This is a genomic window from Paraburkholderia xenovorans (assembly GCF_046030735.1).
Taxonomy (GTDB): domain Bacteria; phylum Pseudomonadota; class Gammaproteobacteria; order Burkholderiales; family Burkholderiaceae; genus Paraburkholderia; species Paraburkholderia xenovorans_A.
The window spans coordinates 217,705-233,569 of sequence record NZ_JAQQBV010000002.1 but is presented as its reverse complement, the minus strand read 5'-3'; the positions used below and the strand labels follow the sequence as shown (position 1 = coordinate 233,569).

Annotated in this window: 12 protein-coding genes; 9 read left to right on the top strand and 3 right to left on the bottom strand. The window is 62.5% G+C overall.

Features of this window, described 5'->3' with window-relative positions; all coding sequences use genetic code 11:
- Positions 1-58 precede the first annotated feature (58 nt).
- The 6 genes from katE to PQQ51_RS02730 all read left to right on the top strand — a co-directional run bounded on the left by katE (position 59) and on the right by PQQ51_RS02730 (position 9,681).
- Entirely contained in the window at positions 59-2,170 is a 2,112-nt protein-coding gene (gene katE / locus PQQ51_RS02755) for a catalase HPII (RefSeq protein ID WP_408494601.1), read from the top strand.
- Between the two features lie 362 nt (positions 2,171-2,532).
- Complete coding sequence (locus tag PQQ51_RS02750; protein ID WP_408494599.1) at positions 2,533-6,087, top strand: response regulator; 3,555 nt, start codon at positions 2,533-2,535, stop codon at positions 6,085-6,087.
- Between the two features lie 17 nt (positions 6,088-6,104).
- A complete protein-coding gene (locus PQQ51_RS02745; protein WP_408494597.1) occupies positions 6,105-6,950 on the top strand; it encodes a CheR family methyltransferase in 846 nt (281 codons plus the stop codon).
- A gap of 10 nt (positions 6,951-6,960) precedes the next feature.
- Positions 6,961-7,599 carry a chemotaxis protein CheB gene (locus PQQ51_RS02740; protein ID WP_408494595.1) on the top strand — a complete coding sequence of 213 codons (639 nt, stop codon included), beginning with the start codon at positions 6,961-6,963 and terminating at the stop codon, positions 7,597-7,599.
- Positions 7,600-7,608: 9 nt separating this feature from the next.
- Entirely contained in the window at positions 7,609-8,736 is a 1,128-nt protein-coding gene (locus tag PQQ51_RS02735) for a hybrid sensor histidine kinase/response regulator (RefSeq protein ID WP_408494593.1), read from the top strand.
- Between the two features lie 117 nt (positions 8,737-8,853).
- Positions 8,854-9,681, top strand: a complete 828-nt coding sequence (locus tag PQQ51_RS02730) for a helix-turn-helix transcriptional regulator (protein WP_408494591.1) — start codon at positions 8,854-8,856, stop codon at positions 9,679-9,681.
- 18 nt (positions 9,682-9,699) lie between these two features.
- On the opposite strand, the gene PQQ51_RS02725 is transcribed toward PQQ51_RS02730, so the two are convergent.
- Positions 9,700-10,641, bottom strand: a complete 942-nt coding sequence (locus PQQ51_RS02725) for a LysR family transcriptional regulator (protein WP_408494589.1) — start codon at positions 10,639-10,641, stop codon at positions 9,700-9,702.
- A 159-nt stretch (positions 10,642-10,800) separates the two neighbouring features.
- Between PQQ51_RS02725 and PQQ51_RS02720 the strand changes: the two genes are divergently transcribed.
- Genes PQQ51_RS02720 through PQQ51_RS02710 form a run of 3 tightly spaced genes read left to right on the top strand, consistent with a single transcriptional unit; the run spans position 10,801 to position 13,829 of the window.
- Positions 10,801-11,994: an amino acid aminotransferase gene (locus tag PQQ51_RS02720; RefSeq protein ID WP_408494587.1), complete on the top strand. Its 1,194-nt coding sequence runs from the start codon at positions 10,801-10,803 to the stop codon at positions 11,992-11,994.
- 43 nt (positions 11,995-12,037) lie between these two features.
- Entirely contained in the window at positions 12,038-12,829 is a 792-nt protein-coding gene (locus PQQ51_RS02715; RefSeq protein WP_408494585.1) for a class II aldolase/adducin family protein, read from the top strand.
- 16 nt (positions 12,830-12,845) lie between these two features.
- Complete coding sequence (locus tag PQQ51_RS02710; RefSeq protein ID WP_408494583.1) at positions 12,846-13,829, top strand: 2-dehydropantoate 2-reductase; 984 nt, start codon at positions 12,846-12,848, stop codon at positions 13,827-13,829.
- Positions 13,830-13,847: 18 nt separating this feature from the next.
- Here PQQ51_RS02710 and PQQ51_RS02705 read toward each other — a convergent pair whose 3' ends face one another.
- Together PQQ51_RS02705 and PQQ51_RS02700 are read right to left on the bottom strand one after the other, a co-directional pair.
- A complete protein-coding gene (locus tag PQQ51_RS02705) occupies positions 13,848-14,054 on the bottom strand; it encodes a hypothetical protein (protein WP_408494581.1) in 207 nt (68 codons plus the stop codon).
- A 19-nt stretch (positions 14,055-14,073) separates the two neighbouring features.
- Complete coding sequence (locus PQQ51_RS02700) at positions 14,074-15,819, bottom strand: FAD-dependent oxidoreductase (protein ID WP_408494579.1); 1,746 nt, start codon at positions 15,817-15,819, stop codon at positions 14,074-14,076.
- Between the last annotated feature and the right edge of the window lie 46 nt (positions 15,820-15,865).

Below are 15,865 nucleotides of genomic sequence, written 5' to 3'. Positions count from 1 at the left end.
CTTGTATTGCGTTCGACCGGATTCAACCGGCGCGCCAGAATTCAAGGAGTGGATCCCCATGGCAGGTAAGAACAGCACGCAGAAGCCGGCGGCCAGGCCGGCACAGGCGAACGATCCTAAATCGAAGGATCTCGAGCAGTTCCGGGTCAGCCCCGAAGGTCAGGCGCTGCGAACCAATCAGGGCGTGAAGATCGCCGACAATCAGAACACCTTGCGCGCGGGTCCGCGCGGCCCTTCGTTGCTCGAAGACTTCATCATGCGCGAGAAGATCACGCACTTCGACCACGAACGCATTCCCGAACGGATCGTGCATGCGCGCGGTTCGGCGGCACACGGCGTGTTCCAGGTTTACGAATCGCTCGGCGAGTACACCAAAGCCGCATTCTTGCAGGACCCGAATGTGCAGACGCCGGTCTACGTGCGCTTCTCCACCGTGCAAGGTCCGCGCGGTTCGGCCGATACCGTGCGCGACGTGCGCGGCTTCGCGGTGAAGTTCTACACGCAGGAAGGTAATTACGATCTGGTCGGCAACAACATGCCGGTGTTCTTCATTCAGGATGCGATCAAGTTCCCGGACTTCGTGCATGCAGTCAAGCCGGAAGCGCCGAACGAAATGCCCACCGGCGGTTCGGCGCACGACACGTTCTGGGACTTCGTGTCGCTCGTGCCGGAGTCCGCGCATATGGTGTTGTGGACGATGTCGGATCGCGCGATTCCGCGCAGTCTGCGCACGATGGAAGGCTTCGGCATTCATACGTTCCGTTTCGTCAATGCAGAGGGCAAAGGACGTTTCGTCAAATTTCACTGGCGGCCAGTGCTCGGCTCGTATTCGTTGCTATGGGACGAAGCGCAGAAACTCGCGGGCAAGGACCCGGATTTTCATCGGCGCGATCTGTGGGAAGCGATCGAGCGCGGCGACTTTCCGGAGTTCGAACTCGGCATACAGATCGTCGAGGAAGAGGACGAACACAAGTTCGATTTCGATCTGCTCGATCCGACGAAACTGATTCCGGAAGAACAGGTACCGGTGAAGATCGTCGGCAAGATGACGCTCAATCGCAATCCGGATAACTTCTTCGCCGAAACGGAACAGGTGGCGTTTCATCCGGGGCATGTGGTGCCCGGCATCGACTTTTCGAACGACCCGCTATTGCAAGGGCGTTTGTTCTCCTACACGGATACGCAGATCAGCCGCCTTGGCGGCCCGAACTTTCATGAGATTCCGATCAACCGGCCCGTGGTGCCGTTCAACAATAACCAGCGCGATGCGATGCATCGTCAGGCGATCAATGTCGGACAGGCGTCGTATGAACCGAATTCGGTGAGCGGTGGCTGGCCGAAAGAAAGCGATCCCGCGCCTGCCGACGGCGGCTTCGAAAGTTATCAGGAACGCGTGGACGGCACCAAGATTCGTGTGAGAAGCGAGTCGTTTGCCGATCATTTTTCGCAGGCCGCGCTGTTTTATAACAGCATGTCCGAGCCGGAGAAAGATCATATTGCCGCGGCTTATCAATTCGAACTCGGCAAGGTGACCAGGCCGGAAATTCGCGCGCGCGCGGTGAACGAAATTCTCGCCAATTTCGATGCGGGACTCGCCGCGAAGGTCGCCGAAGGACTCGGCTTGCCGGCACCGAAAAAAGGTGCCGCAAAACTCGTCGGCCCAAAGGACTCGCCGGCTTTGAGTCTGCTCAACCGCGTAAAACCCGGCATCAAGACGCAGAAAATCGCGTTGCTGGCCGCGCCGGGTTCGGATGGCGCGGCGATCGGCAAGCTTCAGCAGTCGCTCAAAAGCGAAGGCGCAACACCGATGCTGATCGCGCCGACGCTCGCAGCAATCGACGGCATCGCGCCCGACGCGACGATTGCCGGCTTGCCGTCGATCATGTTCGACGCGGTGATCGTGGTGGGTGGTGAAGCCGGCGCGAAGACGCTCGCGCAATCGGGTGACGCACGGCATTTCGTGCTCGAGGCGTTCAAGCATCTGAAGGCGATTGCGGCGATCGGCGCAGGACGTGACGTGCTGACGGCGGCGCATCTTCCCGGCAATGCAGAGGGCGTGGTGACCGGTGAGGACAAGCAGTCGGCCGATGTGTTGAAGGCGTTCATCAAGGCCGCCGAACAGCATCGCGTGTGGGCACGCGCGGCGCAAGCGGAAACGGTGCCGGCGTGATCGCGCGCTTGCCGGTTTGAGTAGTCGCGACACCGAAGAACAAAGCTGGCCGGTTCAACACGCACCGGCCAGCTTTATTTCGTGCCTCTAATCCGGGCTAAAACGCGGCGCTACGGCTTCACTTCGTCGTCGACGAGCGCGTGCTGACCTGTGTATGCGAAAAGTTGCGTGGACAACGAGTGGCAAGCCGAGGTCCAATAGACCGACAAGCCGTCCAGCCAAGGCACAAAGGCCGTTTAAGCGGCAAAAAAAGAAACCCATCCTGTATGATTACGGCCGTCGAATAGCGACTGGAAACGATTCGCTATAAACCCGAAAATAATTCCGAATCATTCGGATATATCACGCCGAAGACAGAAAAAATGACCGCATCCCAGGCCGTCGATCAGAACCGTTTTCGCAACATCATTCGCCGCAATATCGCATTGCCTCTTGCAATGGGCCTCGTTACCGTGGCGGTATTCGTTGCGCTGATCGCCTATCTGGTGTCGACGATGAACTGGGCGGAACACTCCGAGCGCGTGATCGGCCAGGCCAATGAACTATTGCGTCTCGCGGTCGACCGGCAATCGTCGGCACGCGGCTTTCTGATCACTGGCGACGAGAGTTCGCTCGCGCCATACGAAACAGGCGGCCCGAAATTCAAGGCGCAGATCGAAGCGTTGCAGCAATCGGTTGCCGACAACCCGCCGCAGGTGGAAAAACTCAAGCAGATCGAGGCAGTGCAGCAACGCTGGACTCATTTCGCTGAGCAGACAATCGACGCGCGCCGCAGGAATCTGCCTCTCGATAACGCACTGACGAACGGCGGCGGCAGAATTGAATTCGAGGAAATGCGCCGCGAATTCGACGATTTTCTCGACGTGGAATTGCGTTTGCGCCAGGAACGCAGCGATGCGACGCGCAGCGTGACCACCACGCTGGTCGGCGTGTTCCTGCTGTTCAGCCTGACGGTGAGCGGTTTGCTCGCATGGATGGGTCGCCGCGAATTGCTGGGCCTGTCGTCCACTTATGACGGCGTACTGCGCCATCAGACGGAACAGACCGAGGTCTTGCAGCAACAAGTATGGTTGCGCTCGGGGCAGCGTCTTTTGGCCGAGAAGGTGGTGGGGCGCGCGACACCGGAACTGCTCGGCCGCGCGATGCTGGATTTTCTCGCGCAATATCTCGACGCCGCCGTCGCCGCGCTATACGTGCGCGACAAACGTCACGGCACGTTGCGCCGCATCGCCACGTACGGTTTCAGCCGCGAAAGCGAACAGGCCGCCGCGCGCAATTTCGAGGATGCGGAAACGCTGATTGGCCAGGCGGCCGTTGCGCGCCGCACGATCGTGTTGCACGACGTACCGGATAACTACATCAAGGTGGTGTCGGCCACCGGCAAGAGCGCGCCGAAGAACCTGCTGATCATGCCGATCGAAAACGACGGCGAGGTCAACGGCGTGATCGAACTGGGTTTTATCCGCGACCTGGCGGCGCGCGATCAGGAGTTCGTCGAACTGGTCAGCAACGCAATGGGCGACTTCGTCGAGGCGGCGTTGTATCGCGAGCGTCTACAGGATGCGTTGGCCGAAACGCAGCAACTGAACGAAGAGCTTCAGGTGCAGCAGGAAGAATTGCGCGTGTCGAACGAGGGGCTGGAAGAGCGCGGCCGCGCGCTGATGGAATCGCAGGCACGCCTCGAAGCGCAGCAAGCCGAACTCGAACAGACCAACGTGCAGCTCGAAGAATACGCACAGCGTCTCGAACGGCAGAAGTCCGATCTGTTGCGCGCACAAGACGATCTCGCTGCGAATGCGGCGCGCCTCGAACAGTCGAGCCGCTACAAGTCCGAATTCCTCGCGAACATGTCGCACGAATTGCGCACTCCACTGAACAGTTCGCTGATTCTCGCGAAGCTGCTGCAGCAGAACCGCACCGGTAATCTGACCGACGAGCAGGTGCGTTACGCGGAAACCATTCACGCGTCCAATAGCGATCTGCTGGTGCTGATCAACGACATTCTCGATCTGTCGAAGGTGGAAGCGGGGCAGCTCACCGTCGAACTCGAAACCGTATCGATCGATGCAACGCTGCAGGCGTTGCAGGAAATGTTCAGACCGTTGGCGCAGACGAAGCATTTGCAGCTCTCGTTCGATCGTCAGCCGGGCACGCCGGATACGTTCGTCACCGACGGCCAGCGCGTCACGCAGATCCTGCGCAATCTGCTGTCCAATGCGGTGAAGTTCACCGAACACGGCGAGGTGTCGCTGACGGTCGCGCCGGCTGAAGACGGCATGCTGCGCATCGACGTGCGCGATTCCGGCATCGGCATCGCGGTGGACAAGCTGGACATGATCTTCGAAGCGTTCCAGCAGGCCGACGGTTCCACCAGCCGTCAATACGGCGGCAGCGGCCTGGGCCTGTCGATCTCGCGCGAGTTTTCGCGTTTGCTTGGCGGGCGCATCACCGTGGCGAGCGAAGTGGGCAAGGGCAGCGTGTTTACGCTGTGGCTGCCGCTCGACGGCGAGGCGGCCGCGCTGGCCAATGAGGCTGCACGTGCGACGCCGCCTGTCTTCGTCCAGACGGAGCGGACGGCGGAACCGGCGGTGGAGCCGGCCACCGAGCCGCTGCTGATCCGCACATCGCGTGCAGGCTCTCCGCCCGCGGTCATCACGGCGGCCAACGGGTTGTCCGTCGGTAACGCACCCGAAGCATCGAGTGGACCGATTGCCGACGATCGCGACAATCGCACGCGGGCCGGCCGGCTGATCGTCGCGGTGGAGGACGATCTCGCGTTCGCCGCCATCCTGCGCGATCTCACGCATGAACTCGATTTCGACTTCGTGCACGCGGCCGATGCGGCAACAGGACTCGCGCTGGTGCGCGACATGCGTCCGGCCGCGGTGCTGCTCGACGTCGGTTTGCCGGACCGTTCCGGCTTGACGGTGCTGGAGTGGCTGAAGAACGATCCGCTCACGCGCCACATTCCGATTCACATCGTGTCCGCTACCGATCACGCCGACAAGGCGCTGCACCTCGGCGCGATCGGCTATACGCTGAAGCCGACCGCGCGCAGCACGATGGAAGCGGCGATTCGCCGTCTCGAGGCACGTCTGCAACAGCGTCTGAAACGCGTGCTGGTGATCGAGGACGACACGCCGATGCGCGAAAGCATTCGCGCACTGCTGCAAAGCGAGAACACCGAGATCGTTGCAGTCGCAACGTTGGCGGAGGCGCTCGACTATCTGTCGAAGATCACGTTCGACTGCGTCGTGACCGACCTCGCATTGCCTGACGGCACCGGCTACGACCTGCTCGAACGGCTCGCCGCGAATACCGCGCATGCCGCGCTGCCGGTGATCGTCTACACGGGCCGCATGCTGTCCGACGAAGAAGAACACCGCCTGCGCCGCTATTCGAAATCGATCATCATCAAGGGCGCGAAGTCGCCTGAACGTCTGCTCGACGAAGTGACGCTGTTCCTGCATAGCGTGGAATCGTCGCTCGCGCCGGAGCAGCAACGGATGTTGCGCACGGTGCGGCAGCGCGACAATGCGTTCGAGGGCCGCACGATCCTGCTGGCCGAAGACGATGTCCGCAATATCTTCGCGCTGTCGCACGTGCTGGAGCCGCTCGGTGCGAAACTACAGATCGCGCGCAACGGACGCGAAGCGCTCGACGCGCTCGAAAGCGGCCCGGAAGTGCATCTGATCCTGATGGATATCATGATGCCGGAGATGGATGGTTTGACCGCGATGGGCGAGATTCGCCGCAATCCGCGCTTTGCGCATCTGCCGATCATCGCGTTGACCGCGAAGGCGATGGCGAACGACCGTACCCGCTGCCTCGAGGCCGGCGCGGACGATTACGTGTCCAAGCCGATCGATGTGGATAAGCTGGTGGCGTTGTGCCGCGTGTGGTTGCGGCAGCGCTAGCCGGAAACAGGGATACGATGAGCCAGTCCGAATTTGACGCGCCGCAACGCATCGGCGATTTCGATATCGAGTTGAAATTGCTGCTGGAGGCGATTTACCTCAAGTATCAGCACGACTTCCGGCACTATGCGATGTCGTCGCTGCGGCGCCGCTTGTCGCAGGCGCTGGAGGAATTCGGACTCAAGACGCTGTCGCAGTTGCAGGACCGCATCATGCGCAGCGGCGACGAATTTTCGCGGCTGTTCCAGTACCTGACCGTGCAGGTCAGCGACATGTTTCGCGACCCCGCGTATTTTCTCGCGCTGCGCGAACATGTATTGCCGCGTTTGCGCACGTATCCGTCGATCAAGGTCTGGGTGGCGGGTTGCAGTACCGGCGAAGAATTATGGTCGCTGAAAATCCTGTTCGAAGAAGAAGGGCTGACCGAACGCACGCTGTTCTACGCGACCGATATCAATCCGGACGCATTGGCGCGCGCCGAGTCGGGCATCTACGCGCTCGAACGGATTCAGGGCTTCACGCAGAACTACCTGGCGGCCGGCGGCAAAGGTTCGTTGTCGGACTACTATCACGCGGCTTATGGCGGTGCGCGGTTTTCCGGCTCGCTGAAAGATCGCGTGGTGTTCGCAGACCACAGCCTCTCCACCGACGAAGTATTTCTCGAAGCGCATCTGGTGTCGTGCCGCAACGTCCTGATCTATTTCGACCGCGGCTTGCAGGATCGCGCGCTCGGGCTGTTCGAAAACGCGCTGGTGCGGCGTGGTTTTCTCGGCCTCGGCAGCAAGGAAAGTTTGCGTTTTTCGCGTCACTACGAAGCGTTCGACGAGTTCCGTCCGGGCGAACGCATTTATCAGAAGCGCTAGAGCCATCGTCATGTCTCGCTCAACTGACCGCTCATCTGGCCGATCCTCTGCTGCCGCCAAACCCGGCGCCGCAGAGGCGCGCGGCTACGAGCTCGTGGTGATCGGCGGGTCGGCGGGCGGCATCGAAGCGCTGAACGTGTTGCTCGGCGCACTGCCCGCGAATTTCGCGCCGGCCGTGATGATCGTTTCGCATCTGCCGCCGGACCCGCCGAGCTATCTGGTGCAGGCCTTCACGCATCGCTGTGTGTTGCCCGTGCTGGAACCCGACGCAGGCGAGCAGATCGTGGCCGGGCGCGTGCATGTTGCGCCGCCCGGCTATCACATGCTGGTGGAAAGCGACCGCACCGTCGCGCTGTCGACAGATGCCGCCGTGCGTTTTTCGCGGCCCTCGATCGACGTCCTGTTCGAGTCGGCCGCCGATGTTTATCGCGAGCGTCTGCTGGGGATTCTGCTATCCGGCGCGAACGACGACGGCGCGCAAGGTCTGCTGCGTGTGCGCGCGCTTGGCGGCACGACCTGGGTGCAAACGCCGGACACCGCGAGCTCCCCCGAAATGCCGCGCGCCGCGATCGAACGCGACGCGGCCGATTGTATTTACTCTCCCGAAACCATGGCCAGGCGGCTTGCAGCATTGCCGGCCCTTTTCTGATCCGATGCCATGACGAACTCACCCGTGAACATTCTGATCGTCGACGACATCGTCCACAACATCACTGCGCTGCAGGCCTTGCTGTCGCGACCCGATCTGAACGTGCTGGTCGCGGATTCGGGGACGGCGGCGCTCGACCTGTTGCTCAAGCATGAAGTGGCGCTGGCGATTCTCGACGTCAATATGCCGGGCATGAACGGCTTCGAGCTGGCCGCGCTGATGCGCGGCAGCCCGCGCACGTCGCATGTGCCGATCATCTTTCTGACCGCCACCGCGCAGGACGCGTCGCGCACGTTTCGCGGCTATGAGGCCGGCGCCGTCGATTTTCTTTACAAGCCATTCGACCCGCGGATTCTGCAATCGAAAGTCGACGTATTCGTGCAACTGGAGCAGCAGAAGCGCCAGCTCGCGGCGCAACTGGTGACCACGCGGCAAATGCTCGAAGCCAACGAAATGCTGATGGCGGTGCTGAGTCACGATCTGCGCACGCCGCTTGGCGCAGTGCTGGCGTCGGCGGAATATCTGATGCGTACCGCCGCGGACGAACAATCGGTGACCGTTGCCACGCGGGTGAAAAACAGCTCGCTGCGGATGGCGCGCATGGTCGATCAGTTACTGAATCTCGCGCGCTTGCAGGGTGGGCGTTTGCCGTTGCAACCGCGCTCGATCGAACTCGCGACCTTGTGCAAATCGGTGATCGACGAGTTCGCGTCGCGCGAGAACGGCAAGCGGATCGTGTTCGCGAGCCACGGCGATACGGCAGGTGCGTGGGACACGGATCTGGTGTGGCAAGCGGTGTCGAACCTGGTGAGCAATGCGCTGCATCACGGCGCGCCCGGCGGCGATATCGGCGTCGAGGTGGACGGCTCGGCGGTGGAGTCGGTTCGCCTGAAGGTCGCCAATCGCGGCACCATTCCGGCCGAAGTTTTTCCGCATCTGTTCAAGGCGTTCGGTCCGAACAACAGCGGCGGCAGATCGCGCGAAGGCCTCGGTTTGGGCCTGCATATCGTGCAGGAAATCGCGCGAATGCACGGCGGCAATGTGAGCGTCAACTCGGAAGAAGCCGTGGGCACGGTATTCACGATCGAACTGCCGAGAATGGTGACGCTGGCGCGCGGATCGTTTACCAGGCGGTGAGCTGGGAAAACTGCAGGCGAGCTGCGCTCGCGTTGTTCGCGCCGCAAAAGCGGCCTTCAAAATGCGCTGTGCTACGCTTGTCGCCACCCATTCCACGTACCGCAGCCGGATTCCATCATGCGTTCCTGGCCTATCCCTTCCGCGTCGCGAAGCGGTCAGATCAGCACTTCACGCGCGACCGATCTCGTGATGTCGATCGCGCATGCCGATCCGGATCGGCTCGCCGCGAGCATTCTGAAGACCGTCGGCGACGCGCTGCCGGTTTCGCAGTGCACCATCTTCGCGTATGAATTCGACGCACGGCCGCGCACCGTTTCAGTGGCCGACCATCGCGGCGGACGGTTTCTGCGCGACGTCGCCGATCACTATGCGACGCATTTCTATGCGCTCGACGGCAATCGCGCGATCATCGGCGCCCGCGCCGCGCGGCAGTCCCGGCACGCGCCCGGCGCGCTGGTGCTGCATCGGCAACAAAGCAGCGAGATCGAAAACGACGCGTATCGGGCGGCCTGTTATGCGCAACCCAATGTGTCGGACCGGCTATCGTTGCTCCTGCAACCGATGGCGAACGTATGGCTGTCGATCAACCTGTATCGCGATAGCGCCTACGGCATGTTCCAGTCGGCCGAGCTCGAACAGGTGGAAAGCGTCGCGCATCTGTTCGCGCATGCGGCGCGAGGCCATTACGCACTCAACGGACAGCACCAGCAGGGCAGCGCGGCGGCGATGCTGGCGCGCGTCAGGCGTATTTGCCCTGCGCTGACGCGTCGCGAGCTCGACGTGCTGCGCGGCACGCTCGAAGGCGCGAGCGCCGCCGAGATCGCGGAGCAAATGGGCGTCAAACCGACCAGCGTCGTGACTTATCAGAAACGCGCTTATGCAAGGATCGGGATTTCCAGTCAGCGGCAGTTGTTCGCGTTGTGTTTGCAGCGCGATCCTGCTTGAACCGAAGCGGGCGGGGCATCAGCGGCGCTTCGCCCGTCCTTCCGCTTGCGTGTCGCGGTCCCAGCGTTTCAACCACGGCATGATGAAATCAGCGAAGCCGTCGGCCGGCGGCGACAACGCGCGCTCGGTCGAGCGGTAAACACAGACTTCGCGGATCGTTTCCGGATCGACGATCCGTTTCATCACCAGCCCGAAAGTGCGCGCGAGCGGTGCGACGTAGGACGGCGCGAGCGTGACGGCGAGCCCTTGGGACGCCAGCCCGAACGCGGTCGTCACGTTGTCCACCACGTCTACCGGGATGATGCGCGCTTCGGCCGGCAGATTCGCCAGCATCTGCTCGACCGCGCGCTCGTGATCGCGCCCGGTGGCGACGATCGGCACGTCGCGCAGATGCTGCCACTGCACGCGCCGCCGCGAACTCAGCGGATGCGTGGGCGCGCACCACATGACCCACGGGCTGACGAACGCCGGATCGCAGCGCACGCGCGTGCCGCTTTGGCGATCGGGGCCGATTGCCAGATCGATGTCGCCGCTTTCCACGCGTTCCACCAGTTGTTCGACCACGGTGTCGAAAATCCGCACGACCACCTTGGGTTTGTCGCGTGCGTATTCGGCGATGGCGGCCGGCAGCGCGGTTGCCGCGAGTACGAGCGGCGCGCCCACTCGCACGATGCCGGCGGCGCGATTGCGGATGTCGTCGGCGGATTGGGCGGCGGCGCGCACATGGCGCAGCACGGATTCGGCCGAGGACAGAAAATCCTGCCCCGCGCTCGACAGATCGACACGCCGCGTAGTGCGGTCGAACAGGCGAAAGCCGAGTTCGGCTTCCAGTTCGGCCAGCAACTGACTGACCGCCGACGAAGTCAGCCCGAGCCGCTCCGCCGCCGCGCCGATGCTGTGCAAATCGACGATGGCGAGAAACGCTTCGAACTGACGGATAGTGACGCGGGTAAGTGGCATCCGTCGATTCTAAAGAAAAACTTACGAATCGTAGAAAATTGATTGATTGTGTGTGGCGCGTGCTTGATGGAAACTGGCCGCCATCGACGCATCCCAGCCGGTGCGTGAACACTTTTCATCTTGCCTGACCGGCCTCCCGGCCACACTCGAGGACTTGCCATGTTCGACCATATTCCCGCCTATCCCGGCGATCCGATCCTGAGTCTCAACGAGGATTTCCAGCTCGACCCGCGTCCCAACAAGGTCAATCTGAGCATCGGCATCTATTTCGACGACGCCGGCAAACTGCCGGTAATCGACGCGGTGCGTCGTGCCGAAACCGCGCTGCTGGAATCGATCGGACCGCGCTCGTATCTGCCGATGGCCGGCTTGCCCGCGTATCGCGACGCCGCTCAGGCGCTCGTGTTCGGCGCCGATCATGCAGCGCGTGCCGCGGGCCGGATCGCGACCTTGCAGACCGTCGGCGGATCGGGCGCACTGAAGGTCGGCGCCGATTTTCTGAAGCGCTACTTCCCGGGCTCGCAGATCTGGATCAGCGATCCGAGTTGGGAAAACCATCGCGTGGTATTCGAAAACGCCGGGCTCACGGTCAACACCTATCCGTATTACGACGAACGCACCGGCGGCTTGCGGTTCGCCGACATGCTGGAAGCGATCGGCCGTTTGCCCGAACAGAGCGTCGTGTTGCTGCACGCATGCTGCCACAACCCGACCGGCGTCGATCTGAGCCCGGCGCAATGGGCGGAGCTGGTGCCGGTATTGCAGCGCCGCAAGCTGATTGCGTTTGTCGACATGGCATATCAGGGTTTCGGCGCGGGCCTCGAAGAAGATGCCGCGTGCATCCGTCTGCTCGCCGATGCCGGCGTGCCGCTGATCGCCGCCAATTCGTTCTCGAAGAATTTCTCGCTGTACGGCGAACGGGTCGGCGCGTTGAGCGTGGTGTGCAAAAGTGCGGAAGAGGCCGGCCGCGTGCTGGGCCAGTTGATGTCCGCGGTACGCTCGAATTACAGCAATCCGCCGACGCATGGCGCGCGTCTCGTGGCGAACGTGCTTGCCGATGCAACGTTGCGCGCGTCGTGGGAAGCCGAACTCGGCGCGATGCGCGAGCGGATTCTGGCGATGCGTCACACGATTCACGATGGACTCGCGGGCCGTGTCGATGAAGTGATGCGCGCGCGTTATACCGCGCAGCGCGGCATGTTCACGTACACCGGTTTGAGCGAGGCACAGGTCGAGCGCCTGCGCAGCGAATACGCGGTGTATGTACTGCGCTCGGGCCGCATGTGCGTCGCCGGATTGAATGCGCGCAACGCGGCTTATGTGGCTTCGTCGATTGCGGCGGTGGTCGCGTAGAGATCGTTGCATCTGCAACCGCACAATAACCATGGAGACTTCGATGACGACCCTCGACATGCCCGCTGCAAGCCAGCCGAAGCAGACGGCGATGCATCCGGACGAATGGCAGGCGCGCGTGCAACTGGCCGCCTGCTATCGCATCTTCGACATGCTCGGCTGGACCGAGATGATCTATAACCACATCACGCTGCGCGTGCCGGCAAGCGTGAGCGGTGGCGAGCGTCACTTCCTGATCAATCCGTTCGGCTTGCACTACAGCGAAGTGACTGCGAGCAACCTCGTCAAGATCGACGGGCAAGGGCGGGTGCTGGATCACTCGCCGTATCCGGTGAATCCGGCGGGGTTCGTCGTGCATGCCGCGATTCACGAGGGCTTGCCCGACGCGCATTGCGTGATGCACACGCACACCACCGCGGGCGTCGCGGTGGCGTGTCTCGAGAACGGTCTGGAGCAGACCAACTTTTACAGCGCGCAATTGCACGACCGTGTCGCGTATCACGACTTCGAAGGGATCACCGTCCATGCGGAAGAGGGGCCGCGTCTGCTCGACCATATCGGCGATCGCCAGGCGGTGATCCTGCGCAATCATGGCCTGCTTGCCTGGGGTCACACGTTGCCGCAAACTTTCGCGGTGCTGTGGACGCTCAACCGCGCGTGCGAGATCCAGATGGCGACGTTCTCGATGGGGCGCGCGCGGCCTGTGCCGGAAGACGTGGCGATCCGCTGCTCACGCGACGCGTTGCAGTTCGATCCGCGTCATGGCGCAGGGCAGGACGTGTTCGATGCATTGGTGCGGCGAATCGATCGCATCGACGCTGGCTATAAAGACTGATCTGAGGATTGAATCGATGAAAGTAAGTATCTACGGTGCGGGCGCGATCGGCGGCTGGATGGGCGTGAAGCTCGCGCAGGCCGGCCACGACGTGAGCGTGGTGGCACGTGGCGCGACGCTCGCCGCAGTGCGGGAACAGGGGCTGCGCCTGATCGAAGGCGGCATCACGCATACCGTCGAGGTCAATGCGAGTGAACAGCCGGCCGAACTCGGCGCGCAGGATCTCGTCGTGGTGGCGGTCAAGGGGCCCGCAATGGCGTCCGTCGCCGCGCAAATCGCACCGCTATTGAACACGCAGACGATCGTGCTGACCGCGATGAACGGCGTGCCGTGGTGGTTCTGCGACGGACTCGGCAGCGACTTCGCCGGCCAGCGGCTCAAGTCGATCGATCCCGATGGTGCGATTGCCGCGGCGATTCCTGGCGCGCAGACGGTGGGCTGTGTCGTCCACACCAGTTGTCTGGTCGAGTCGCCCGGCGTGATCAAACATCATCAGGGCAATGGGTGGATTCTCGGCGAAGCGTCGGGGCGGCCGAGCGAGCGTGTCGACGCGCTGACGGCAACGTTGGTCGCGGCGGGCTTCAACGCGACGATGTCGGCGCAGATTCAGCGCGACGTGTGGTTCAAGCTGTGGGGCAACATGACGATGAACCCGATCAGCGCGATCACCGGCGCCACCACGGATCGGATTCTCAGCGACGAGCTGGTGCGCAATTTCGTGACGAGCGTGATGCTGGAGGCGAAGGAAATCGGCGCGCGCTTCGGGATTCCGATTCCGCAGCAGCCGGAAGATCGTCACAAGATCACGCTGACGCTCGGCGCGATGAAAACGTCGATGCTGCAGGACGTGCAGGCGGGCAAGGCGGTCGAGCTCGATGCGCTGGTGGCCGCGGTGCGCGAACTCGGGCAACTGACCGATGTGCGGACGCCGTATACGGACGCGCTGCTCGGTCTCGCGCGCCTGCATGCGAGCACGTTGGGCTTGTATCCGCGGAGTTGAGCGGCGCGGCCTTGCGTTTCATGGAGTGTAGGGAGTCAAGGCCACAGCCGTCGGAGGCGGCAATTTCGCCGCCTCGATCAACGACAATGCCCGCTGCGGGTCGTCGAGTTCGGTCATGCAAAGCAGCGCGAGGCGCGCCAGATATAACGATGTTTGCGCTTCGCCTTCCGTGGTCAAGGTCTTGCAGAGCGTCGTATAGACGAGGTCGAGATCGCTGTCGGTCATGATGTCGGCTTCCGTGGCATTAGTTCTTCAACGAGTTCGTCAGACTGGCGATCACTGCGCGTTCTACGCCCGCTGCGCTGCCGTTGCGCCAGCGCGCGAGTACATGGCCGTCGGGCCGGATCAGATAGACGGTGCCGGGCGTAGCGTCGAGCATGTCGTGCAGACGGCCTGTTGAATCTACCGCGTGTGACTCTGTCGCTCGTGCAGTGTCGGCCGTGCCAAGCGTGACCGCTCTGAACGGAATGTTTCGTGCGCGAAGCGTTTGCTGGACGCGCTGCCAGTCGGCGTTTTGCGCGCTATCCATGCCGAAGCAGAGCGCTGTGAAGCACGGGCCGAGCAGATCGGTGAGGTGAACGGAGACTGCCGCTCCATTGCTCATGCGCGTCAAGCGGCATTCGGGCAGCACGCTGCCGGGCGCCGGACCTTTACCGAAATCGCCCGACGCATCCGCCGCGACTTCGTTCAACGGCGACTGCACATACGCAATCGCATGCGTCTGCCGCGGATTGATCAGCGGACGCACGGCTGGGTGCCGCTCGGCAAGACCCAGCACCGCGCTGCGCATCAGGTCGAACGCAAACGACGGCGGCGCCATGAACTCCGTGCTCTTCATTCCATAGCTCAGATTCTCGCGTGCAGCGAACACACGTTCGTCGCTGTAGCTGTCGAGCAGATGCTCCGACGCAATGCCGTTGACCACGGCAGCGAGTTTCCAGCCGAGGTTGTCCGCATCGTCGATGCCGGAATTCGCACCACGCACGCCGAAAATCGGCACGAGATGCGCGGCGTCGCCGGCGAACAGCACGCGGCCGTGGCGATAGCGTTCGAGCGTCAACGCGTTCGCTTTGTAGACGGTGATCCAGATCGGCGACCAGTCGCCGGTTTCACCCATCGAGTCGAGCACGCTTTGCACACGCGGCATTACGTTGTCAGGCTGGATCGCGGCTTCGGGGTCTTCGTCGTCGCGAAGCTGGTAGTCGATGCGCCACACGTTGTCGGGCTGCTTATGCACCAGCACCGTCGAGCCCGGATTGGACGGCGGATCGAAATAGGCGAGGCGTTCGGTCGCGCGTTCGCTCTCCAGTTCGATATCCACGATCACGTAGCGGCCTTCGTAAGTCGTGCCGCTGAGTTTGAGGCCGAGTGCATCGCGAAGCGTGCTGCGGCCGCCGTCGCATCCGACGACCCAATCGGCGGTCATTTGCCATGCGGTGTCGCCGGTGCGCAGCGAGAGCGTCGCGCCGCCGTTGCCGTTGCCGTTGTCGTTGTCACTACGGTTCCGTTCGATGCCGGTCACGCGGGTCTGCCAGCGGATCTCGATCATATCCGCATGCCGTTCCATTTCGTCGAGCAGCAACTGCTCGATCTGATATTGCGCGATGTTGATCATCGGCGGCAGCGATTGTTCGTCATCCTGATGCATCGCGAAGCGGAATACTTCTGCGTCGCGGTAGAAGCTGCGGCCGCCTGTCCATGGCAGGCCTTTTTGCAGAAAACCGTCCACTACGCCGAGCCGCTTGAAAATCTCGAGGCTGCGCCGCGAAATGCAGATCGCGCGGCTGCCGGTGCAAACACTGTCGTCGGCTTCGATCAGCACCGAACGCACGCGCTGGCGCGCCAGCGCGACCGCGAGCGTCATGCCGACCGGCCCGCCGCCCACAATCGCCACGGCGTGCCGAACCGGGTCGCGGCCATCGACGAGCGGCGGGACGATGCCCGGATATTGGCGCGCGGTAAACGGATAGGGTTTGAAGCTACGAGTCATGTGTGTCTCCATGCACAGCTATTCCATGCAAGATGGTTGCTGTTTT

Bases quoted from the DNA above. Each gene is read 5' to 3' on its own strand.
- katE (WP_408494601.1), top strand. From the start codon at position 59: ATGGCAGGTAAGAACAGCACGCAGAAGCCGGCGGCCAGGCCGGCACAG.
- PQQ51_RS02750 (WP_408494599.1), top strand. From the start codon at position 2,533: ATGACCGCATCCCAGGCCGTCGATCAGAACCGTTTTCGCAACATCATT.
- PQQ51_RS02745 (WP_408494597.1), top strand. From the start codon at position 6,105: ATGAGCCAGTCCGAATTTGACGCGCCGCAACGCATCGGCGATTTCGAT.
- PQQ51_RS02740 (WP_408494595.1), top strand. From the start codon at position 6,961: ATGTCTCGCTCAACTGACCGCTCATCTGGCCGATCCTCTGCTGCCGCC.
- PQQ51_RS02735 (WP_408494593.1), top strand. From the start codon at position 7,609: ATGACGAACTCACCCGTGAACATTCTGATCGTCGACGACATCGTCCAC.
- PQQ51_RS02730 (WP_408494591.1), top strand. From the start codon at position 8,854: ATGCGTTCCTGGCCTATCCCTTCCGCGTCGCGAAGCGGTCAGATCAGC.
- PQQ51_RS02725 (WP_408494589.1), bottom strand. From the start codon at position 10,641: ATGCCACTTACCCGCGTCACTATCCGTCAGTTCGAAGCGTTTCTCGCC.
- PQQ51_RS02720 (WP_408494587.1), top strand. From the start codon at position 10,801: ATGTTCGACCATATTCCCGCCTATCCCGGCGATCCGATCCTGAGTCTC.
- PQQ51_RS02715 (WP_408494585.1), top strand. From the start codon at position 12,038: ATGACGACCCTCGACATGCCCGCTGCAAGCCAGCCGAAGCAGACGGCG.
- PQQ51_RS02710 (WP_408494583.1), top strand. From the start codon at position 12,846: ATGAAAGTAAGTATCTACGGTGCGGGCGCGATCGGCGGCTGGATGGGC.
- PQQ51_RS02705 (WP_408494581.1), bottom strand. From the start codon at position 14,054: ATGACCGACAGCGATCTCGACCTCGTCTATACGACGCTCTGCAAGACC.
- PQQ51_RS02700 (WP_408494579.1), bottom strand. From the start codon at position 15,819: ATGACTCGTAGCTTCAAACCCTATCCGTTTACCGCGCGCCAATATCCG.